Here is a 23368-nt window from a genome sequence, read left to right on the forward strand (position 1 = left end):
GGTAATTGTTGTGATCAAAATAAGTTAATTAGGAACAAACCATGAAAAACCAGGCCATTAGCTTGTTAAGTAATGTAGAAGTCGTGGCGTTAACGACAGCCAAACATGAAGATGTGTTTTCTATTTTGGGCATGCATCAGAACCCACAGGGTAAAGGCTTAATTGTAAGAGCATTCTTACCTGACGCCATTAGCGTTGACGTAATCGATAACAACACCGGTAAAAATGTTGCAGCACTCGCTTTAGTCAATGACTCAGGGCTCTTTGAAGGACCATTAGGTCGCCGACGCAATTGCTTTAATTATCATTTACGGGTCGCTTATCAAGATGAAACGGTTATTGTCGAAGACCCGTACCGTTATCCGGCGCTACTTAATGACAACGATCTGTACCTTTTTTGTGAAGGCACACATCAGCACGTATATCAATGGATGGGCGCTCATCAGCGCGAAGTTGATAATGTTAACGGCACTCATTTTGTTTTGTGGGCACCGGATGCCAAACGTGTTTCCGTTGTCGGTGACTTTAACTTTTGGGATGGCAGACGCCATGTGATGCGCAAACATCCGGCGGCAGGCATTTGGGAAATTTTTATCCCCAACGTCGCTGACCATGCCACATACAAATATGAAATTGTCGGCAGAGATGGTCAAATTCAGCCACTAAAAGCAGACCCATACGCATTTGCCATGCAACACCCGCCTGAGACGGCATCAACAGTTGTGCACAGTCACGCTTACCAATGGCAAGATGAGAAATGGCTGGCGGAACGAACTGCCGAATCGAATCATTATCAGGGGCCGGTGTCAATTTACGAAGTACATTTAGGCTCATGGCGGAGATGTGATCGCAGTGGCACCGCGGCAAATCATAATGCGTCATCGCAAAATAGCTATTTAACTTATCGAGAATTGGCCAGCCAATTGATCCCCTATGTGGTTGAAATGGAATTTACCCATATGCAACTGATGCCGGTAAGTGAGTATCCATTTGACGGATCCTGGGGCTATCAACCGGTCGGACTGTTTGCCCCTACCTCTCGTTTTGGCAGTGCTGATGACTTCAAATATTTTGTCGATTGTTGCCATCAGGCGGGGATTGGTCTGTTATTGGATTGGGTGCCCGGACATTTTCCCACGGATGCCCATGGCACCGGAAAACTCGATGGTTCCTGCCTGTATGAACATGAAGACGTAAGAAAAGGCTTTCATCCGGACTGGAAAACCTTGATATACAATTATGGTCGCCAGGAAGTACAAAGTTATTTATTAAGTAATGCCATTTATTGGTTAGACCAATTCCATATCGATGGATTACGCGTAGATGCCGTAGCTTCGATGTTGTACTTAGATTACAGCAGGGAAGAGGGCGAATGGCTGCCGAATATTCATGGTGGTAGAGAAAATTTAGAAGCGATTGAATTATTACAACAAGTCAATCGCCGAGCCTATGGCAATTACCCCGGGGTGATGATGGTCGCGGAAGAGTCGACCGCCTGGCCAGGGGTCTCAAAACCTGTCGATGGCGGCGGTCTCGGCTTTGGTTTTAAATGGAATATGGGCTGGATGAACGATACCTTAAAGTATATGGAACGCGACCCCATACATCGCCAACATCATCATAATGAAATGACGTTCGGTATCGTTTATGGTTTTAGCGAGAACTTTGTTTTGCCATTAAGTCATGACGAAGTCGTGCATGGTAAGGGCTCGTTGCTGAACAAGATGCCAGGGGATGATTGGCAGAAATTTGCTAACCTGCGTGCCTACTATGGTTTTATGTGGACTCACCCGGGCAAAAAATTGCTGTTTATGGGCGGTGAATTTGCCCAACGTAACGAGTGGAACCACGATCAAAGTTTGGATTGGCATTTATTAGAAGAGGCAAAGCATGAAGGTGTGCAACTGTTAATCAAAGACTTGAACCATACCTACCTTAGTATTCCTGCCTTGTCAGAACTTGATTGCGACAGCAGTGGTTTTGAATGGCTAGACTCGCAAAATAGTGAACAGTCAATATTGGTTTATTTGCGCAAAGGCAAAGCAGGCACGGCACCGGCATTGGTGGTTGTCAATCTTACCCCGACAAGCTACCAGGGGTATTGTATCGGTGTACCGTTAGCTGGTTTTTATCGTGAGTGTTTAAATACCGACAGTAGTAAATATGGCGGCAGCAATGTGGGTAATGAAGGCGGTGTGTGCTCCCACAGTCAAGCCTATGCTGGTCAACCCCATCAAGTTACGCTATCTATACCGCCATTAGCGACGATGATCTTTGAATGGCAAGCAAATTTTTAAGGATAACCCATAATGCAAATTAAAACTCAACCTTTTACCGACCAAAAGCCGGGCACCTCGGGTTTAAGAAAAAAAGTGAGGCAATTCCAACAACCAGCTTATCTGGAAACTTTTGTGCAGGCGGTATTTAATACCATTGCGCCTTGTACTGGTAAAACCCTGATACTGGGCGGTGATGGCCGATTCTATAATCGCGAAGCAATACAAATCATCATCGGCATGGCAATCGCCAATGGCTTTGCTCAAATACTGGTAGGTAAGGGCGGAATTTTATCAACGCCAGCCGCTTCTTGTGTGATCAGAAAATATCAGGCCTGTGGTGGCATTATCTTGTCGGCCAGCCATAACCCAGGTGGTCCAGAGGAAGATTTTGGCATCAAATTTAATGGCGACAACGGTGGCCCAGCAGCAGAAACACTCACCGATGCCATTTTTCAACAGACACTGAGCATAGAACATTATCTAAAGGTCGATACCGACGAAGTTGATCTTGATACATTCAGCACAACTCAAGTTGCACAATGCAAAATTAAAGTGATTGATCCGGTAAGCGATTACGCCGATTTAATGGAGTCGATGTTTGATTTTGATTTAATGAAATCTTTGTTTACTCAGGGCAACTTTCGTATGTGCTTTGATGCGATGCATGCCGTTAATGGCCCATACGCGAAAGAAATACTCGAAAATCGTTTAGGGGCGCCGACAGAAATTGTCATTAATGAAGTGCCATTAACCGATTTTGGTGGTGGACACCCTGATCCTAACCTGGTTCATGCCCATCAACTGGTGCAGCGATTAAACAATTTACCGGCAGGGATAAACCCGATGTGATCACATAAGGGTAAAACGGCTAATAAATAATGTAAAATCAATTTACTACTTAATATAAAAGACAATAAAGGGTGTGCACGATGAAAATATTAATGGCTGCTGCGGAAAATGACGCGTTAGCTGGTGGTAAAGTGGGGGGCATTGCTGATGTAGTACGTGATATCCCACTGGCATTGGCCAATATCGGTCAGCAGGTTGATGTGGTTATGCCGGGCTACGGCCGTTTTTCTCAGCTACCAGGGGCTCAACATATCAGCTCGTTGCAAGTGATGTTTGCTGGCCAGCAGCAATCGATTGATATTTTTAAAATTAAGCAGGATGATGCATTAAGCGGATCAAAAGCTGGTTCTCAAGGCAAGGTAACTCAATGGGTCATTGAACATCCTTTGTTTGCCATGGGTGGCAACGGAAAAATTTACTGTGATGATCCCGACAACCGGCCATTTGCAACCGATGCGACAAAGTTTGCATTATTCAGTGCTGCGCTCGCTAAAGCCATTATTAGCCAGGTCTTTGGTGACATTGATGTATTGCATTTGCATGACTGGCATGCGGCAATGGTGTCAGTACTACGGGCCTATGATCCTGAATATCAGCAATTACAATCAATAAAAACTGTCTACACCATTCACAATTTAGCGTTGCAAGGCATTAGACCTATTGATGATGATGAGTCGTCATTAAAAGCCTGGTTTCCTAATTTGCCTTATCAACAAGATAAAATTAATGATCCTCGGTATCCGCATTGTTTCAACCCGATGCGAGCTGGGATTAATTTGTCGGATAAAGTGCACGCGGTGTCACCGACCTATGCAAAAGAAATTCTAATACCGAGCAACAGTGAACAAGGATATTTTGGCGGTGAAGGTTTAGAAGATGATTTACGCTACTGTGCTGACTCCGGACGATTACACGGCATATTAAATGGCTGTGAGTACCCGGAGAAAACGGTTAAGCGCTTACCTTTAACTGAGTTAATGCAGCTTTGTGAACAAGAGCAAATGAAATGGTTAGCCAATAAACCATTGGTGGATAGTGCTCATTTAATTGCGATGACGCGGATAAAACAACTCGCCAGTCAAAAAATCAAAACTCACCCGTTAGTATTGACTTCGGTGGGACGAATTACTGACCAAAAAGTTAGATTATTTCATCAACGAATGAGCAATGGTGAAACTGCGTTAGAACAATTATTAACGATTTTAGGTGATGCCGGTGTTTTCATCCTGTTAGGCAGTGGTGACTCAAAGTTGGAAAACTTCTTGACCCAAATAGCAGCGAAAAAATCGAATTTTATTTTTCTCAAAGGCTACTCTGCAGCATTATCTGAAAACATGTACAGCTCGGGTGATCTATTTCTAATGCCAAGTTCATTTGAGCCTTGTGGTATCAGCCAAATGCTGTCAATGCGAGCGGGACAACCTTGCCTGGCCCATAGTGTTGGGGGGTTATCTGATACTATTAACCATGATAAAAATGGTTTTACTTTTAATGGCGATAGTCCTCAGCACCAGACTGAAAATATGCTTCGTTGTTTTCAGTCAGTATTAGACAAAAAACAGAACAATCCAAAAGCGTGGAACACGATTTCCACCAATGCCTTTAAATCCAGGTTTTTATGGCGTGATGTCGCCGAAGATTACCTTAAATATTTATATAGCAATTAATCATACTCTGCTTTGCCTGGCTAGAGCTGAGCACTTATTCTTTTTATTCTGTTTTTTCATCTTTTGTTCGAACATTCATGCCGAAGCCTCTGATTAATGTCTGATGTTTCCGACTAACAATATCCACCAAGGTTTTTGAATAGTCACCTCAAGCGTTTGAGTTAAGGGTGAGTCAAGAATTTTGATTTGTCAAGATAAGACGGTGTTTGTTTTTGGCTTGGCGTTGCGAACGAGCTAACAATGTTAATAATTATTGCTATAAGCAAACTTTAAATGGATGCTTTTTATTAACTAGTGTTGCTTTTTTGCAACACTAGTTAATATGATAGAACTTAGTGATAATTTATGATTGTCAATTATTTACTTATAAAACAAGGTGTTAACTTATTTTTATTGCATTTATAATTCTGGTTCTTAATTTGCTATAGAACAATTGTCATTCACATAATAAGAACCAGGATATTTATGTTTCAACGTTTAATAGCAAAAAATGCGCTCGCGCTGTTAATCGGCGCTGCCATGCTTATTAGCAACCAGACTCACGCTCAGGGAATCAAACCAAGCGCTTTCTTGAGCGAAAAGCCAGAGGGCTTTTTCTCTCGTTTGCCCTCGACAAATTCTTGATATTGCTCGTGCCACTTGGCCAATCCCCAATTCCACGAATTTTGATGCGAACGCTTGCCGTACATTCGGGCTGAAAATACCGTCATTAAAGTGATCACATCTTTGCAAAGTTCTTGCTCAAAGTTTAAACCCGAACCCAAATCTTCCAGAACAACATCACAATATTGGCTGAGGTATTTAGCTTGGGTGACTAAATCTTTTTTCTGATCATGGGAGCTAACTCGAGCATAACCAACTTTGATTTTCTCGGATTCGTTGAGTTTATAACGACGGTGATTGCCTAACGTTCGGCTATGTGAATTCAGTTTGCTATTGCGATCCCAGCGCCTCATAGTTTCGACTGAAACACCATAATGCTTTGCGGCCTCGCCTATACTCACTAAATCGAAGACTAAAGTTTTCATAATCACCACCTCATGATCAGGTTTAGGCAATTATCCGCCAATACCAAGGTGCCTGGCCGGATTGTGTTTTATTGCTAGTTATAGCAGATGATTTAACGGCAATCGCCATCGCGATTGATCCGCTGCTGATCAATCAGAGTCTGATTAATTTAATTAATAATGCGGTCCAGGTAAATCAAAACCTAACGCGGATGAAAGTGATTATCTCAGTGAAAGTAGTAGATAACAACAGGGTCAGTGTGATCGTTTTCAATGAAGGCAAGATCATCGCTGAAGATAAACAATCAGTTATTTTTAATTTGTATTACTCTAGCCAGGAGCATAAAAAAAATCAAAGGCTTAGGTTTATCAATTGTGAAAAAATATTGTTAGACCAAGGTGCTGATATTTGCTGTTTGGCCGAAGACAAGGGCGCTGCTTTTCAAATTACCTTGCCATTGATAACGTAAATTCATGGAGAAATAAGAAAAAATTTATGATGAATAAAAAAATACTGATTGTTGATGATGAAATCAATATTTGTCGTAGCATTAAAGCTTGTCTTGAGCCGGAAGGTTATACGGTTACCAGCTGTATGCAAGCAGATAAAGCGAAAAAAGGTTTTTTTGAAGTCGCCGACAACGGTACGTTATTTCTTGATGAAATTGCCGATATGCCACTCAGTTCACAATCAAGTTTATTGCGGGTGTTAGAAAGTAAAGAATTGCAGAAAGTGGGTTCTGATAAAATAACTAAAGTCGATGTTCGCTTATTAGCGGCGAGTCATAAAGATTTAAAAGCATTAATTGCACAAGGTCTATTTCGGGAAGACTTGTATTATCGTATCAATGTCATTCCAATAAAATCGCCGTCATTACGAGAACGCAGTAGTGACATCCCGTTATTGGTTGAACATTTTATTGACCGTATTTGTCAGCGTAATGGCATGGCAATAAAGACCATTGATGATAGTTGCAATGAGATATTGGCCGAATATGCCTGGCCTGGCAATGTTCGAGAGTATTTATTAAAAAAAATAGAACAATATCAGGGCAATATCACCGAAGTTGCGAAATCATTAATGATCGACAGAACCCATCTTCATAAAAAGTTAACTCAACACGGGATTAAGCGCCATCAACGTTTTGATTGATACTCGTCAATTCTCCCACCTATCTGTTTGTAAAACTCATCTGCTAAGTTATAAAAACGGTCCTGCTAAAGCGGGGTCGTTCTTTGATCCATTTACGTTTTGAAATATAAAAATTTATTGTGAGCACAAACTTTGTGTATAAAAAGAATTTGTGTGATCAGTGGTATTATATTATTTGTATTATAATTATTGTAAATATATTTTATACAATATAAGATATAAATAGTCGGTTAACATCCGGCTAACAATAATTAGAATTTCAACAGCAAAATTGAATGGCGTATTTGTCAGGGGAAAATTGTTAAATGAATAATAAAAAATCAAAACTAAAATATTTATCTATGCTCATTATGCTGAACTTAGGTATCTCTACTGCAATTAATGCAGAGGAAGTGACGAGCAAGGATGAAAATGATGACGAGGTTGAAGTTATCACGGTAACAGGCATTCGCGGCAGCTTGATTAAATCCCAAGACATTAAAATGGATTCTGGCACAGTAGTAGATGCCATTACCGCCGAAGATATCGGTAAATTTCCAGATCAAAACGTGGCCGAATCTTTGCAACGGATCACTGGCGTATCAATAGATCGCAAGGGGGGGGAAGGTCAATTAATTACTGTGCGTGGCATGGGACCAGAGTTTACCTCAGTGCTAATGAATCGCCGTACTTTGGCAACAACTAGTGGTGGTAGAGCATTTAGTTTTGATATTCTTGCCTCTGAATTAATCAGTGGTGCAGAAGTACATAAAACTCAGTCGGCACATTTGCAAGAAGGTGCCATTGGCGCAACAGTGAATGTTACCACTTTCAAACCGTTCGATATTCCTGGCTTTAAAGCAACAGCAAGTGTAAAAGCCCAATACGATGAGATGACCGAAGAGACAAGTCCACAATTTTCAGGTCTGATCAGCAATACCTTTGATGACGATAAATTTGGCGTGTTGGTATCATTTGCCCACAATGAGCGTAAAAGCCGCTACGATTCAGCGAACACGGCTTACTACTGGCATACCGATTTAACCATGGATGATGACACCTATTACGACGATGTCTATTTTCCGCAAAACTATGATCAAATAGCCCAAACCGAAGAACGCACTCGTACTGGTGGCACCGCCGTTTTTCAATACCAACCATCAGATAACCTAGCATTTACTGCCGATGCACTATATTCGAAATACGATGTCGATTATCGTCAAGATATTTTAGCTCATTGGTTTACCAAAAGTCAGTTAACCGATGTTGAATTAGATGAAAATGGCACCTTGGTTAAACTCTCGATGGGCAAGGGCAGTAATAGCGATGTCATGGTACGCCAATCTTCGACGAGCAATGAACTAATCGCCTTTGGTTTTAATGCCGATTGGGCTGTGCGTGATGACTTAAATTTTAATTTTGATGTAAGTTATTCGGAAGCGGAATCAGATCCGAAAAAAGGCTCTACTGATACCGTAGCGTCGCGCCCTGGTGATTATACCTATGATCGAAGTTCAGGTGCACAATTGCCAGAGTTAACCTTTGATCGCAGTGATTCTGCTGACGGATTAAAAGCCGGTTGGGGTGAACGGTTTGGTACGGTGCGCAAAGATGACGTATTGGAAGTGAAAGTGGATGGTCAATGGACGGTTGATCAAGGTGCTTTGGCAAAGATTGGTTTCGGAGCTATGCTCTCTGATCGTACTTTATCGAGTAAAAAGCAAAGAACCACTCGACCTATGCCGTGGTTATGGGGTGATAACAGCAACCCCATTTTGTTACCAGCAAGTATGTTTACTAGCTTTGATGCGGATGGCTTTTTATCTGGTGGCAGTGGTTCACCTGAGCAATCTTGGCTGACTTTTAATTCGGAAGATTTTTTCGACTATTTAACCTCTCCTGACGTCGTTGCACAAATGGATGACCCTGAGTATACCCAGCAACTGATTGAAGAAAACGATGGCTTTACCATGCATCAAGTACCATGGACCTATGAAATTAATGAAGAGTTAAAAGCTTTATATGTGGATTTCTATCTTGATGGTGAATTGGCCAGCATGCCTTGGTCAATTACCACCGGTATGCGCTATGTTGAAACGACCAGCGAGGCCGATGGCTTTGCGATTCCGTTATTAGATTTAGAACCATCAACGTCTAAACCGGGCTTTGTAAATGCCATTGAGGGTGATGATTATGCCCCGATCACAGTTAAGCATACCTATGATAATTGGCTACCAAGCTTCAATGCTAAAATAGAAATCGTTGAAGATGTGATTGCCCGCTTTGCTTATTCAAAAAGTATTACTCGCCCAGAGCTTGATGAAATGTCCCCTGAATCAGGATACGGCGGCGGCGATGTGAATAACTTAAGCGGTTGGGGTTCTAACCCTAAGTTGATGCCATTTGAATCTAAAAACCTGGATCTTGCGCTTGAGTGGTATTATGACGAAGGCAGTTATGCGGCCGTTGCCATGTTTACCAAAGATGTTGATGGTTATTTAGATTATGATGAAGTGAAAGAAGTGGTCACCGTTCCAAGCGGCAGTTATGACTACAAAATTTCTCGCCCGGTTAATTCTGACGAAGCCGAAATTGAAGGTTATGAAATTGCTTTGCAACACATGTTCACAAGCCTGCCGGCACCATTTGATGGCTTAGGTTTTATTGTTAATAAAACGTTTGTTGATAGTGAATCCACCGCTGATGAAGAAGGTAAGTCATTGCCGCTCATTGGTTTGGGTGATTCGTCTAACTTAATCTTATTTTATGAAAAAGATAAAATTCAATTCCGTGTGGCGTACAACAAGCGTGACCGCTTTATGCAATCGAAACCGCGTTCATGGCGTGATGGCCACTATGTGGATGATTATAAACAAGTGGATGTCAGTGCTAGCTACGACTTCAATGAGAATGTCACTGTTTTTATTGAAGGCATTAATGTTACCAATGAGCTTTATACCACTACTGCAAAATATTCGAATCAATACCTAGATATCACAGAGACTGGTGCACGTTACTCTGTTGGTGTTCGCGGAACGTTCTAATCTCCTCCCTATGAGCAAACGGATTTGCTCACTCTGGCTGTTATCACTGTAATTTTTACTTTAAATTGTTTTACCTTTATCTACTCAGAGTAAAATACCTACGGTTCTTACGCTTCAGCAGCGGAAAACTAAATACTCTAGTAGTCATAGCAAAATTTGTTTTAAAACAATGAATAAAAAACTATGAATGTTATAATGTGTCTCTATAATAGCTATTCATATTAAATATTAATACCGAGGTAGAAAATGGGTCTCCGTCGCAGTAAAACCAGTAAAGTTTATTTGCCTTCTAATTCACGTTACAGCCAATTTTTATTGGCTGAGTTCAAAATTACCGATAATTTAATCGAGCAGTTTGAAAAACCAGAAAATAATGACAAATTGAAACCGTGGCAAAGTTTTTATCAACAATTGTCTGAACAATTGTTTACTGTGTGTGAAGCTGAAGAATTAAACACAGTACATTTTATTGCCAACGATAAGTTACCTCGAGTACGTTTCAGTGAGGAAGTACGTCATTGGAAAACCGAACAACAAATAACGATTTTCTATAACCCGGAATATCACCAGTGTTATAAAGCTCATTTTGACGGCGCCGTACGAGCAAAAAAAGTGTCTTTATTATTCTTAGCTACGGGTGACAGCATTCGTACCAGTGCCGCTGATTTTCATCAAAAAGTTAGTAAAGCAGTGGCAACATTAATAAAACAACTGAACATACCTGCTGAAAAAGTACGTCTTAGAGATCATCAACATTTAACCTACGATTTATTTGCCAAAGATAAAAATGTGGAAGGCACGAATGCGCACACATTGCGTTTGATCCGCAGACGTTACAAAGCGGCTGATTTTATCTTGCCAGAAAAGCACGACACTATCAGTTACGTAGTGGCAAGCATTCCAGTGTCACGTAAATTGATAAAACGAGCAGGGATTAATTTGGTTGGGGCTAAATCATATTCTCCTTTGTATCAAATGTTAAGCGATGCGAGTAGCAGTGCTGCAACACAATTTGATTTGAAAAATGGTGCCTTTATTGCCAATGGTTTAACGCCAATCGTACGTAATAGTTCAACCAAGCCGGAGCAAGCGGTAGGTGAGCTGCAAATGTTAGGTTTTGATCCACAACAGCCTAAACATGAATTCTACTGTTCATGGCAAGATAATCATTTGGTCGATTATGTGCAAATAATATTTGCTGCGACTGAGCAAGACATCAAAGACAAAGGCTATAGCAAGTTTGTTGACAATGTCGATAAATCATTAAGAAAAATGGCTAACGCACTTGATATGACCCCTGAGCGTGATGAAATTGCAGTTCGCTTTCATCAACACCTTGCTTATTCATTGAATCAATCTTAATTTAATTGCAGTTTATTAGTCTCGACATATTCACTTTTAATGGGTATGGTATGAGCCACTAAGACAACTAGCATTGCTAGAAAAGCGCTCTTATTTGAGCGCTTTTTTATTGCTCGGTGAAAAAGTCATAAAACTTTTTATAGTAAAATTGCTCGCCATTATTTTTCTTGGGTAAAAAATGGCTCGCCACTATTTTGTTGTTATGATTTTATTCGCCATTTTATCTCGCCATATTTTCTCTGACTAACAAACGCTGAACAGTTACAGTGTAAGCTTTGTCTGATTAATTAACTGAAAGCCGGAAATATTCAGGCTGTTAAGTTAACTGGTTGTTTTGGCACGATTTTCGCTTTACTAAAAATAACAATAATAATCATTGGTGAAAATAATGACCGGTAAATCATTTAAAAACATAACAATATTAAAACCTGCGCTTGTGCCTTTGCTGCTTCTTATGCTGGCAGTGCTTTTTTCTCAAGGCAGCGAATCGCAACCGAAAGCTTCATATATAGTTCAAGGGGCAAGTAAACCGACTCTAGTTTCTGCTATTGAATCTGTTGGTGGTGAAGTGGTTCACAAATATACGGTGATCCAGGCAATCTCAGCGTTACTTACCTCAAAGCAAGTTGCAATGGTTCATAGTAAGCATCCGATGATCCGTATGTTTTCTGATGAAGCGGTAAGTTTGAGTGGGGAAAATGGTCATGACGATGATGGCCATGGCAATGAACATGCTGGTGCGCGTGATACTTACTTTCCAACTCAAGTTGGTGCCAGTCAGTTGCATACCGAAGGGATCACTGGTAAAGGCGTTGGCGTGGCTATTATTGATAGTGGCTTAGCAAAGTTTAAACAGATTAAAAAAGATACCTATGGTGAAAAACGTAAAATTCATCTCCATAGTGTGATTAAAGGGTCGAAAGCGGGTAAAGACAAATATGGTCATGGTAGCCACATCACCAGTCTTATTGCCAACAGTTCGTCTACCCACAACAGCAATGGCGAAGAGGTCGATTCATTTAAAGGTGTAGCTCCTGACGTTGAATTAACGGTAGTCAAAGCGTTTGATAAAAATGGCCATTCTACTTACAGCCATGTACTTAAAGCCATAGAGTATGTGGTTAACCATCGTGAAAAATTTAATATCAAAGTGTTAAATTTGTCTTTTAGTGCGAAGCCGCAATCGTTTTATTGGCAAGATCCTATCAATCAGGCGTTAATGGTTGCCTGGCAAGAAGGGATCACGGTATTTGCTTCCGCTGGCAATAGTGGCTCTGAGGCGATGTCTATTGGTGTGCCGGGCAATAACCCGTATGTAATTACTATCGGCGCGACTTCAGATAATTACACTCCGTATGAGCCCAGTGATGACTTTATCACTTCATTCTCAAGTGCCGGTCCTACCGTTGAGGGGTTTTTAAAGCCTGAACTGGTAGCCCCTGGTGGTCACGTGCAAGGGTTAATGGCTAAGTCATCAAAGATTTATCAAAACTACCCTCAGTACGCTGATGGTGGAGATTATTTCTTATTGTCGGGTACGTCGCAATCGACAGCTATTGCCAGTGGGGTTGCGGCATTAATGTTGCAGGATCAGCCAAACCTAAGCCCGGATGACATCAAATGTCGGTTAATTTCATCGGCAATGGTTGGCTCTAATGATGCGGGGTTAAGCTACAGTATCTTTCAGCAAGGTGCAGGTATGATCAACGCATCTTGGGCTGTTGACAGTGAACATTTTGATTGTGCCAATCAAGGAATGGATATTGCCAATGAGTTAAATGACTCTCAGCATTATGCAGGCCCTGCTCGTAGGTACGAAGATAATGGCGATTTTTATATTTTGGGTGTCGAAGGTTCAGAGTGGGATGGTGTTTATCGTGAAGCTCACTTGTGGCCAAACGCGCACTTGTGGCCAAACGCCCACTTGTGGCCAAACGCGCACCTGTGGCCAAACGCGCACCTGTGGCCAAACGCCCACCTGTGGCCAAACGCGCACTTGTGGCCAAACGCCCACTTGTGGCCAAACGCGCACCTGTGGCCAAACGCGCACCTGTGGCCAAACGCACACCTGTGGCCAAACGCGCACTTGTGGCCAAACGCGCACTTGTGGCCAAATTCCAACCTTTGGGGCGATGCTCCGGTATGGGAAGATGCACACTTGTGGCCTAATGCAAACTCATTTACGAATGGTAGTAATGACATGAACTCGGTAAGTTTTATCAATAACTGGGTAGAACAACAATAATTGGCTAGAACGACAATCATTTGATCTGTCCTTACCCTTTTGAGCCATCTCCCAGGTTCAAGAGGGTAAGTACCTCCTCGGCAATTGCTTCCTAGATAATAACCTGCATTTTTCTCCCTGTATGTACAAATAAAACGCTATTAAAGCGCTTTTTTTTACTGTTTTAATGGTGTGTTTTGGCGATTAGATAATGACAAAATGCGGTACAAATGTTATTAATAATTAAAAATAATAATAATATTTAAGTTGCCGTAATGCCGCCGCATAAAATCCAGTCTCAGCAAATCCGCATAACACTGTTTTTCTTACTTTTATTCATCATTGTCGGCATTTTTACTCAGGTTAAAGCAAATACCAATTCGTTAAATCTAAGCGTGAATAGTCAATTACAATTTACCAATCTAAACGATGCAGAAATTTTGTCTCACCCAGCGGTGAATACCATAGTGCAAGATAAAATGGGCTTCATCTGGCTGGGTAATCAAAACGGCCTTAATCGTTTTGATGGTATTTCATCGAAAATATATACGCATGTACCGGGAGATATAACCAGTTTGGCGAGCACTTGGGTCAACAAAATCTATGTTGACTCGGAAGAACGATTATGGGTATTAGGAAATGGTGGCATCAGTTTATATTTGCCTGAAATTGATGGCTTTAAAAATTACAACAACAATGCCGATCTCAAAGCCGATTTAGGAAAAAATTATAAAGCCATTGCTGAAGATGATAATGGTTCACTTTGGTTTGCCAGCAAAGGCATTGTCACTTTAGATATCAAAACCTCTGCATTTAATCTGATCGATGAATTTGACAACGTGTTAATTTCGGATCTTATTTTTGATAGTCAACAAAATTTGTGGGTCGCAACTGAAAAGAACGGGTTACGAGTGAAACTTTCTGGTCAAGATACATTCCAGACCTTTACTACTGAGACTAAGGTGGCAATACCAAGCGATAAAATTCAAACCGTTTTTGAAGATCAACAACATCGCTTCTGGGTGGCAACCGAAGATGCTGGTATTTTTCTATTTGATTTGAACAATGGCGTAAGTAAATCGTTTCGCTACCAGGAAGGTGATGAAACTAGCCTGTGTTCTAACTATGTCCTCGACATTTACCAAGACAGTAAAAGTTCGTTATGGTTTGCAACTGATCACGGGCTTTGTCAATTTGATCCAAAAAATCACAATTTTATCCGCCATGTTAGTAGCAATGCCCGGGTCAATAGTTTAATCGATAACAGAGTAAAATCGCTTTACCAAGATGCGGGGGGGGTAATGTGGGTTGGTACTTTTGCCGGAGTAAGTCGCTGGAATGCGGAATCGACACCTTTTAATCATTTCAGTAAAAACTTTGGTGCCGGAAAAGGCTTATCCTCGAATGTGATTGCGGCAATTACCGAAGATCCGGCCGGCAATATTTATGTTGGTACCTGGGGTGGGGGACTTAACATCATTGCCGCAGATACGGGGAGCATAAACGTTTTAACGGTCGATAAGAACGATCCCGATGCCTTACAAGATGAGCGGGTAATGAGCCTGTTAATGGATAGTAAAGAAAACCTTTGGGTCGGCACTTTTGGTTCCGGTTTGCATGTTAAAGCCAAAGGCAGTTCAGTATTTACGGTATTTAATCACCAAGCCGAAAACCTTAAGTCGTTAAGCAGTAACAAGGTGAGTAAAATCATTGAACTGGAAAATGGCGTGGTCGCCGTAGCCACGTTCGGTGGTGGACTGAACCTGGTGCAGCAAAATGGCAATATTGTTCGCATTATGCATGATCCCGAGGATGATAACTCCATATCCAGTAATAAGATTCTGGATATTATCAAAGAAAATAAACATATTTTATGGATTGCAACCCGAGGTGGTGGGATCAACCGATACAACCTTGATACCGGCAACAATACCCGCTTTTTGGTGGATGAAAGCAATAAGAATTCAATCGTTAGTAATAGCATTGTCAGCTTACTAAGCACGGATAAGTATATCTGGATGGCGAGCGAAGATTTTGGTATTTCGAGAATAAGCCGCAGTGATTTTGAACTCGGCATTGTCCATTTTGAGCATATCGGGATTAATCAGGGATTACCCAGTAACGTAGGTTATGGTCTGGTAGAAGATGATGACGGTTTTGTCTGGTTAAGCCATACCCGAGGTTTAAGCCGAATTTCACCGATGGATTTATCGATTAATAATTTTAATAAAACTCATGGCTTACAAGATGATGATTTTAACGCCGGCGCATACTATAAATCGAAAACTGGGAAAATATATTTTGGTGGGCCAAATGGCTTTAATAGTTTTATGCACGACAATGTGCCTATTAACCACAACCAACCACCATTGAGGTTAACGAAATTTTCTAAATTTAATCAGCCGGTTGCCATCCATAAAATGTTTAGAAATGATGGCGTGTTAGAACTGAAGCATTCAGACTCTTTTCTTGAATTTGAATTTGCCGCACTCGATTACACCAAACCAGAGAACAACCAATATCAATATATGATGCAAGGGTTTAATACCCAGTGGATTGATTCCGGCAATATTAACCGTACCACGTTCAGTAGCTTACCGCACGGAAACTATATCTTTCGGGTAAGAGGAAGTAATAATGATGGCCAATGGAGTGAAGCCGAATTAAGCATTGCCATTGAAGTCACACCGCCGCTTTGGTTAAGTTGGCCAGCGTATCTTTTCTATCTGGCAATCATACTGCTGATGGCTTATTTTATTCATCGTAGTCAACAGATAAAATTACAGAAACAAATTGCTTATCAAGAGCAATTAAAGGCCGAAGTAAACCTGAGAACGAAAGAATTGCAAACCGCGAATTCGGCTTTAGAACAAGCGGTGGTTGAAATTCATTCGGCAAAAGTACTCGCTGAAAAAGCGGCCAATACCAAAGCAAACTTTTTGGCGACGATGAGTCACGAAATTCGTACGCCAATGAACAGTATTATTGGTATGAGTGATTTATTGCTAAAAACTGGATTAAATCGAAGTCAAAACCATTTTGTCACTTCCGTGCAAAATGCGGGGGAAATGTTATTAGAGCTGATTAATGACATTTTAGATTTTTCTAAAATGGAAGCCGATAAAATTGAATTAGAACAACAACGTTTTAATATTCATCATCTACTCGAAGAAGTCAGTTTCTTATTTGCCAATCGAGCGCACAGTAAGGGGGTCGAGCTTACCTTATATATCGATGTTGGTTGCGCCGAAATGATCAATGCTGATCCGTTAAGGATTAAACAAGTGATCTCTAATTTATTGGGTAATGCGATTAAATTCACCGAAACTGGTCATATTGAATTAATGGCAACCTCGGTTAACGATGAATTGATCATCGAAGTTAGCGATACTGGTATTGGCATTAGTGCGTTAAATCAAAGTAAAATTTTTCAAGTGTTTCAACAAGAAGACAATTCTACAACCCGCAAATACGGTGGTACCGGGCTGGGGTTGGCCATTACCAAAAAGCTTGTTGAAGTCATGTCTGGTAACATCAGTGTGTGTTCAACACCAGGTTCAGGCTCTACTTTTACGGTAACTCTACCGTTGGTAGCTGTAGATACTGCTGCCTTGCCAGCGAAGCATATTGATGCAACCGTTTATATTCTCGCGACTAATCAACATATCAATCGAATGGCGATTAATACCTTACAACGAATTCAGGTGAATTATAAAGATATCAGCGCTCAAGCAAACATCGAAGTTGTTGCTAGCGACAACCGTTCTGCGTTATATCTGGTTGATGCCGAAATGCTCAAGCAAACTCATATCTATAAACAACTCAGTCATCATGCTGGTAATGTCATTATTATGGGCAATAGCGGAGAAAAGCTGGATTTATTAGCCGCAGCTCGTAGTATCGACAAGCCCTTAAGATCGCAAGCTCTGCTTGAATTACTTGAAGATTGCTTAACGGGTGATTTCAGTTCTGATAAACACAAAGCTTTACCTCTAGTGTTGGACGTTGAAGAATTTAAGGCGCACATTCTTTTGGTTGAAGATTCCGAGACGAACCAGGAAGTGGCAACAGCCATGTTGCAATTATTTGGCTGTGAAGTTGAAATAGCCAGCAATGGGGTGATAGCAATAGAAAAAGTTCAGCACAATCACTATGATCTTATTTTCATGGATTGTCAGATGCCGGTGATGGATGGCTTTAAAGCCAGCCAAATGATCCGTAAATGGCAGCATCAGCAGAATTTAAAAGCTACACCAATTGTGGCATTAACGGCAGGAGTAGGCTTAGGCTACGAAAAAGACTGCATTACGGCGGGGATGAATAGTTACATTTATAAACCGTTAACCACTAATGTGTTATTGTCGGTTCTGAAAAAATACCTAAACCATTTAATGGTTCCGTCAACGGAGTTGCAAGAGCACAAGCATGAGCCGTTTTTATTCGAACCCACTGAGCAGCCGAAAGAGCCGCACGAATACATAGCAGAGAGTAAATTTGATTGTTTAATTGATATGGTGGCTATTGACGCCATCAGAGAAATTGAAAAGATCACCAACCGGGCGATATATTCTCGTGTTCTGGAAACGTTTAAACTGGAGTTTGTAAATAAATCCAATAGTTTAAAAGTAAGCCTCGGCAATAATGACAGTGACAATGTAAAAAAAATAGCGCATGCAATGAAATCACTTTGTGCGAATGTAGGCGCAAAAGAGTTGAGTAATTTAAGTATTTTACTAGAGCAAGATGCACGCAGAGGGCCGCTGGATGAATGTCATGCGTCGGCCGCTAAAATGGATACTATTTACCAGGAAACCATAGTCTTTTTAGACGATATTGCCAGAGAGGTTGTATGAATACAGCAACAGATAACGCTAAAGTGTTAATTTGTGATGATGACCCTACGTATTTAATGCTGATGCGTGATACGTTAGAAGCCTCTGGCTTTGAAGTGATAGAAGCCGCGGATGGTGATACCGCGATGGTGAAATACATCACTATGCAACCTGATATTGTCTTGCTTGATGTTGAAATGCCAGGGTTAAGTGGCTATGAAGTATGTCAACAAATACGAGCCCACAAAACCGGTAAAGATATTCCAATTTTGATGGTAACCGGCGCCGATGATTATCAATCAATTTTACAAGCTTATGAAATTGGCGCGACGGACTTCTTACCGAAACCCATTCGCTGGCCGATGATCACCCATAGAGTCAAATATATGTTACGTAGCCGGGATGCTCTGCGGGAGTTGAAAAACTCTCAACAGCGCCTTCAATATTTGGCTTATCATGACAGTTTAACCGGACTGGCGAATCGGGAAAGCTTTAATGAACATTTGCAGAAGTTTTTAACACTTGCCGACCGTGGTAACTACCATGTTGGCGTGCTATTCATTGATTTGGATCGATTCAAACGAATTAACGACACCTTAGGCCATAATTTTGGCGACCGGGTATTACAAAAAATTGCCAAGGTGTTAAATAGCAACTTACGCAATTGTGATCTGCTTGCCAGAAGCCAGGAAGATGTGCCTAAAACAGCCGTCGCACGCTTAGGCGGTGATGAATTTACTGTGTTTTTAAGCCGGGTTGACTGTGTCGATGACATCGCTGTAGTTGCGCAACGTATCATTGATTCGATATCACAACCGATAAAAATAGAGCAATATGAAGTAACCGTAACCCCAAGCATAGGTATCTCTGTTTATCCCGAGGATGGTACTAATGTGACCAACTTGATGAAAAATGCGGATGTAGCCATGTACCATGCCAAAGATCAGGGGCGGCAATGTTTTAAATTTTATTCAGAATCATTAAATAATCGTGCCATAGAACGATTGCAAATAGAACAAAATTTACGCAAGGCGTTAGAAAATAATGAGTTTAGTCTAAATTATCAACCACAAGTTAACGTAAACTCCAAACAAATTGTTGGGGTTGAAGCCTTGCTCCGCTGGCAAAATCCAGAATTAGGTTTTGTTAGTCCGGCTGACTTTATTCCTATTGCCGAAGAAACCGGCCTGATCATTGATATTGGTGAGTGGGTGCTTAAACAGGCATGTGAACAAGCGAAATCCTGGTTAGATGCTGGTTTCCCGCCGTGTCGAATGTCGATAAATTTATCTTCGATACAATTCAAACGCGGCTCGCTGGTTGGTGTAGTGCAAAACGTATTAGAGCAAACCGGCTTGCCGGCAGAACTGTTAGAACTGGAACTGACAGAAAGCGCGATCATGACCGATGTAGAAGAAAATATTTTCAGGCTAGAGCAAATTAAAGCCTTAGGCGTTGGCATTGCTGTTGATGATTTTGGCACTGGCTATTCATCGCTCAGTTATTTGAAAAAATTTCCAATTACCAGCTTGAAAATCGATCGCTCATTCATTGCGGATATTGCAACAAGTTGCGATGATGTCGGTATCGTAAAAGCAATTATCGCTTTAGCGGAAACGCTAAACCTAAGTGTTATCGCGGAAGGTGTTGAAACCACTTCTCAGTTGCAAATATTGCAAAAATTTAACTGCTCGGTGATACAAGGTTATCTCTTTAGCCGGCCATTAATTGCGACCGATTTTGAGAAACTGTTAACGAAAAAATTTGTGATGGCGACAAATGAAAATAAAATGACGTTTTTCAATGAGTAATATTGAATACCAGCTGTTGCTGGTTAGCCATTCGGTGGCATCTGCTCAGTTTATTGATAATTTTGGCACTGACAACATTAAGGTTGATTGTTATCAGCAGAGTATTGAACAACTTATCGAAACTAAAGACGATGCTAACTATCACTTAGTTTGTATTGATAGCGATTTAATACCGCCTGGTTTTACCAAACAGCAACTCTGTGGCTTACTCAATACGGGTGTAGTGTTTGTTCATTTTGGTCAGCATCATGACTTAAACGCCAACGCTTTGCTATATGCACAATGTGATTATGATGAGATTAACTGGCCGACAACCAAAGCGCAGTTGCACAATAGCATGCAAATGGCTTTGTACAAGTTGCAAGTGCGGCGCCGGCAAACGAATCAGAATGATCTATTAACCAATACTGTATCCTGTATTGGTGATGTCCTTATTTATCTTGATCAGCAAGGCGACATCACCACCTTAAATGAAACTGCACAGCAGCTGTTTGCAGTTGATGAAGCCGAAGTTCGTGCTAAGCCCTGGTATACTGTACTGAAGATCAGGCCCGATATGTCGAGTAAACAAACTCAGCAATTTATCGCTACGGCGATTAAGATCCAAACCGTAACCAAAATCCAACCTTTTGCCATACAAACCACAGACAATTCGAGTCAACTGGTCGACGGGATCATTGGCCCAATCAAATATCCTAATGGCAATAATGGTGTGGTACTCATTCTAAGACAGTTAAGCAGTTTGGATAAAATTCCCAATGCCCTGGCATTAAACACCAATGCTAACGGTAAATCGGTTAAACAAAGCGCTGTTTCAGGGATCTTGTTATTATCTCCCGATTACTTTAATCAGATAAATCTTCGATACGGTCGAGAATTCGGCGATAAATTGCTTTATGCCATCGGTGAATTAATTCGACATTTTGTCAGACCAACCGATCTTTCCTCCCATTATGGCGGCACCATGTTTATGATCATGTTTGCTGAAAGTTCGGCTGAGCAGATCAAAAATATTGTGAATAAACTCCATATAAAACTATCAAATTACGCTTTTTTTGATGAAAAGATAAAATTACCGTTTAGCTTTGGCGTATCGGTAAATAGCGAAGAATTGAGTTATTCTCCGGTTGAATTATTTTATTATGCTAATTTTTCGTTGTCACAAGCCAGAGATCTCGGCGGCGCACAGGTAAGACAATGGCAACAACTCAATACCATGTTGCAAATTGGTAATTTAGACCGGTTAAGTGGCAATGTTTCTAAAACCGGCAATAGCGATTATCAAAAAATGTTAATGCAATGGAGTATTTTAAATTACCTGGATGATATTGAGCAGCCACGGGCATTTTATCAGGCGCTGTTAATGCAACTGATTAATGGTTTTGAGTTAGCTGCTGCCGGCCTTTATAAAATTGAAAGCGACAACATAACATTGCTGCAGGCGATCGATCATAATGAACATAATATCTTAGCCAAAGATATTATCTTCAGCCAAAATCAAAGGCATTTTATCAGCCAACTATCTCTGCCAAAAACACAGCAAGGGCAAGAAAATCAAATATTCACGACAGTGTTAAAGGCGAGTGGCATCGAACTTATATTGCCGGTTAATACAAACTTAACAAGCCAGTATTTTTTATGGCTAAACACCGAACATGATGATTCTATCCAGGTAAGAGACAACCATACGTTATACAACATTGCCGATTATGTTGGCGTCAAAATTGAACAGTTTGCCATTCATAAGTTACCACCAGCATTGGCTAATAATCAGCTTGATTTTTGGTATCGCTCTTTCGAAATGGAACAATTAATGGCTGAGGTTGCCATGGTGGCACCTACCAATGCGACTGTGCTTATTACCGGTGAATCTGGGACTGGCAAAGAGATGTTAGCGAAAAGCATTCATCTGGCAAGCCAGAGAAAAGATAAACCTTTCGTTATTTTTGACTGTGCGGCCGTGGTTGAGAGCTTAATTGAAAGTGAGTTATTTGGCCATAAAAAAGGCGCATTTACCGGAGCGGATAAAAACGTCAATGGTTGTGTGCAACAAGCCGATGGCGGCACGCTATTTCTTGATGAAATTGGTGAATTACCCATAGAAATGCAAGTTAAACTACTGCGCTTCGTGCAAGAAAAACAGTATTCGCCTGTCGGCAGTGGCAAATATAAAAAAGTAGATGTCAGACTCATCGCCGCCACCAATGTTGATTTACAACAGCAGATCAAAATTGGTAAGTTTAGAGAAGATCTTTATTTTCGACTCAATGTATTTAGCTTGAAAAATATTCCATTAAGGCAACGAAAAAGCGATATATTATTGATTGCTCTATCTTATTTAAAGGTATTTGCGAAAGAATATAATAAAGTTATCAATGACTTTAGCAATCAGGCAAAACTGGCGTTAGTCGATTATCAGTGGCCGGGAAATATTCGTGAACTAAAAAACCTGGTACATCGAGCGGTAATTGTAGGTAATGAAGAGTTGCTGCAATGTAAACATTTAGCCTTATACCCGAGCACTGCTGAACAAGCAGACCAATCGCTTATTAAGCCAGAGACATCGCTGGCGGTTACAACTAACAATGACCATGTCGTCAATAAAGCAGATGTTAGGGCGATGTATCAACCGGCCATTTTGAACTCTGAAAATATTATCAATGCTCAGCAAGAGCACATTAATGTGCCCGCAACCGAGCACACCTTACCGTTAGCCAATCGGCTGATATCAGCTTGCATTGCAACAGATAACCATCGTCACTCATTGGCGATATCCCCCTGGGTCGAATTTTTGTTGTATCAACATTGCCTTGAAAATAACCAGCAAGTGGCGATACAGGCGGCCAATCAGCTAAATATTGCGGAAAGTACGTTTCGTCGGCGCTGGAAAAAATTGCAATCAGTGACTGCGCCACAAAATTTAACGGTGGTAGAATTAGCCGAGCGCTTTGCAAAACAGGTTATCAACATTGATAACGAACAATCTAAAATACAAATGATGCAAACGATTTTGGCCAATGCCTGTAATGCACAACGGTTGGCGGTTAAACTCTCGAGCAGCTTACTCGATGTTTCAGCGCCCACTCTAAGAAGGTTGTTATCATCAGCTGAACTTACCAAGGAGAAAAATTGAGCAGATATTAATTAGACCCGGTTGATCA

Annotated in this window: 12 protein-coding genes; 11 read left to right on the forward strand and 1 reads right to left on the reverse strand. The window is 41.0% G+C overall.

Annotated features, from left to right (window positions below):
* The first annotated feature begins 41 nt into the window (after window positions 1–41).
* The 3 genes from glgB to ND16A_RS13940 all read left to right on the forward strand — a co-directional run bounded on the left by glgB (window position 42) and on the right by ND16A_RS13940 (window position 4795).
* On the forward strand, window positions 42–2297 hold the full coding sequence (glgB, locus tag ND16A_RS13950) for a 1,4-alpha-glucan branching protein GlgB (protein ID WP_033076634.1): 2256 nt from the start codon (window positions 42–44) through the stop codon (window positions 2295–2297).
* 12 nt (window positions 2298–2309) lie between these two features.
* Window positions 2310–3128: an alpha-D-glucose phosphate-specific phosphoglucomutase gene (locus ND16A_RS13945; protein ID WP_052072898.1), complete on the forward strand. Its 819-nt coding sequence runs from the start codon at window positions 2310–2312 to the stop codon at window positions 3126–3128.
* 80 nt (window positions 3129–3208) lie between these two features.
* Window positions 3209–4795 (forward strand): glycogen synthase, encoded by a 1587-nt coding sequence (locus tag ND16A_RS13940; RefSeq protein WP_033076635.1) that lies wholly within the window; start codon window positions 3209–3211, stop codon window positions 4793–4795.
* Window positions 4796–5340: 545 nt separating this feature from the next.
* On the opposite strand, the gene ND16A_RS0118875 is transcribed toward ND16A_RS13940, so the two are convergent.
* A complete protein-coding gene (locus ND16A_RS0118875; protein WP_052072899.1) occupies window positions 5341–5823 on the reverse strand; it encodes a MerR family DNA-binding transcriptional regulator in 483 nt (160 codons plus the stop codon).
* Between the two features lie 71 nt (window positions 5824–5894).
* Here ND16A_RS0118875 and ND16A_RS13935 point away from each other — a divergent pair, with 71 nt between their 5' ends.
* The 8 genes from ND16A_RS13935 (at window position 5895) to ND16A_RS20125 (ending at window position 23340) form a co-directional block, all read left to right on the forward strand.
* The gene (locus ND16A_RS13935; RefSeq protein WP_033076636.1) at window positions 5895–6272 is read left to right on the forward strand and encodes an ATP-binding protein; all 378 of its coding nucleotides are present in this window, start codon (window positions 5895–5897) and stop codon (window positions 6270–6272) included.
* A 26-nt stretch (window positions 6273–6298) separates the two neighbouring features.
* Complete coding sequence (locus tag ND16A_RS21925) at window positions 6299–6955, forward strand: sigma 54-interacting transcriptional regulator (RefSeq protein WP_052072900.1); 657 nt, start codon at window positions 6299–6301, stop codon at window positions 6953–6955.
* A gap of 305 nt (window positions 6956–7260) precedes the next feature.
* Complete coding sequence (locus ND16A_RS13930; RefSeq protein ID WP_033076637.1) at window positions 7261–9978, forward strand: TonB-dependent receptor; 2718 nt, start codon at window positions 7261–7263, stop codon at window positions 9976–9978.
* Between the two features lie 246 nt (window positions 9979–10224).
* Window positions 10225–11340 carry a DUF3083 family protein gene (locus ND16A_RS13925; RefSeq protein ID WP_033076638.1) on the forward strand — a complete coding sequence of 372 codons (1116 nt, stop codon included), beginning with the start codon at window positions 10225–10227 and terminating at the stop codon, window positions 11338–11340.
* 388 nt (window positions 11341–11728) lie between these two features.
* A complete protein-coding gene (locus tag ND16A_RS0118885) occupies window positions 11729–13585 on the forward strand; it encodes a S8 family peptidase (protein WP_052072901.1) in 1857 nt (618 codons plus the stop codon).
* A 254-nt stretch (window positions 13586–13839) separates the two neighbouring features.
* Entirely contained in the window at window positions 13840–18417 is a 4578-nt protein-coding gene (locus tag ND16A_RS13920) for a two-component regulator propeller domain-containing protein (protein ID WP_052072902.1), read from the forward strand.
* Entirely contained in the window at window positions 18414–20207 is a 1794-nt protein-coding gene (locus ND16A_RS13915; protein ID WP_052072903.1) for a two-component system response regulator, read from the forward strand. Before ND16A_RS13920 ends, ND16A_RS13915 begins: the two co-directional genes overlap by 4 nt.
* Window positions 20200–23340 carry a sigma 54-interacting transcriptional regulator gene (locus ND16A_RS20125; RefSeq protein WP_052072904.1) on the forward strand — a complete coding sequence of 1047 codons (3141 nt, stop codon included), beginning with the start codon at window positions 20200–20202 and terminating at the stop codon, window positions 23338–23340. Before ND16A_RS13915 ends, ND16A_RS20125 begins: the two co-directional genes overlap by 8 nt.
* Window positions 23341–23368 lie beyond the last annotated feature (28 nt).

The organism is Thalassotalea sp. ND16A (genome assembly GCF_000764205.1).
In the GTDB taxonomy this organism is placed as follows: domain Bacteria; phylum Pseudomonadota; class Gammaproteobacteria; order Enterobacterales; family Alteromonadaceae; genus Thalassotalea_A.

Excerpts from the sequence above, each read along its gene's own strand:
- glgB (WP_033076634.1), top strand. The coding sequence starts at position 42 with ATGAAAAACCAGGCCATTAGCTTGTTAAGTAATGTAGAAGTCGTGGCG.
- ND16A_RS13940 (WP_033076635.1), top strand. The coding sequence starts at position 3,209 with ATGAAAATATTAATGGCTGCTGCGGAAAATGACGCGTTAGCTGGTGGT.
- ND16A_RS13925 (WP_033076638.1), top strand. The coding sequence starts at position 10,225 with ATGGGTCTCCGTCGCAGTAAAACCAGTAAAGTTTATTTGCCTTCTAAT.
- ND16A_RS13945 (WP_052072898.1), top strand. The coding sequence starts at position 2,310 with ATGCAAATTAAAACTCAACCTTTTACCGACCAAAAGCCGGGCACCTCG.
- ND16A_RS13915 (WP_052072903.1), top strand. The coding sequence starts at position 18,414 with ATGAATACAGCAACAGATAACGCTAAAGTGTTAATTTGTGATGATGAC.
- ND16A_RS13930 (WP_033076637.1), top strand. The coding sequence starts at position 7,261 with ATGAATAATAAAAAATCAAAACTAAAATATTTATCTATGCTCATTATG.
- ND16A_RS13920 (WP_052072902.1), top strand. The coding sequence starts at position 13,840 with ATGCCGCCGCATAAAATCCAGTCTCAGCAAATCCGCATAACACTGTTT.
- ND16A_RS0118885 (WP_052072901.1), top strand. The coding sequence starts at position 11,729 with ATGACCGGTAAATCATTTAAAAACATAACAATATTAAAACCTGCGCTT.
- ND16A_RS21925 (WP_052072900.1), top strand. The coding sequence starts at position 6,299 with ATGATGAATAAAAAAATACTGATTGTTGATGATGAAATCAATATTTGT.
- ND16A_RS0118875 (WP_052072899.1), bottom strand. The coding sequence starts at position 5,823 with ATGAAAACTTTAGTCTTCGATTTAGTGAGTATAGGCGAGGCCGCAAAG.
- ND16A_RS20125 (WP_052072904.1), top strand. The coding sequence starts at position 20,200 with ATGAGTAATATTGAATACCAGCTGTTGCTGGTTAGCCATTCGGTGGCA.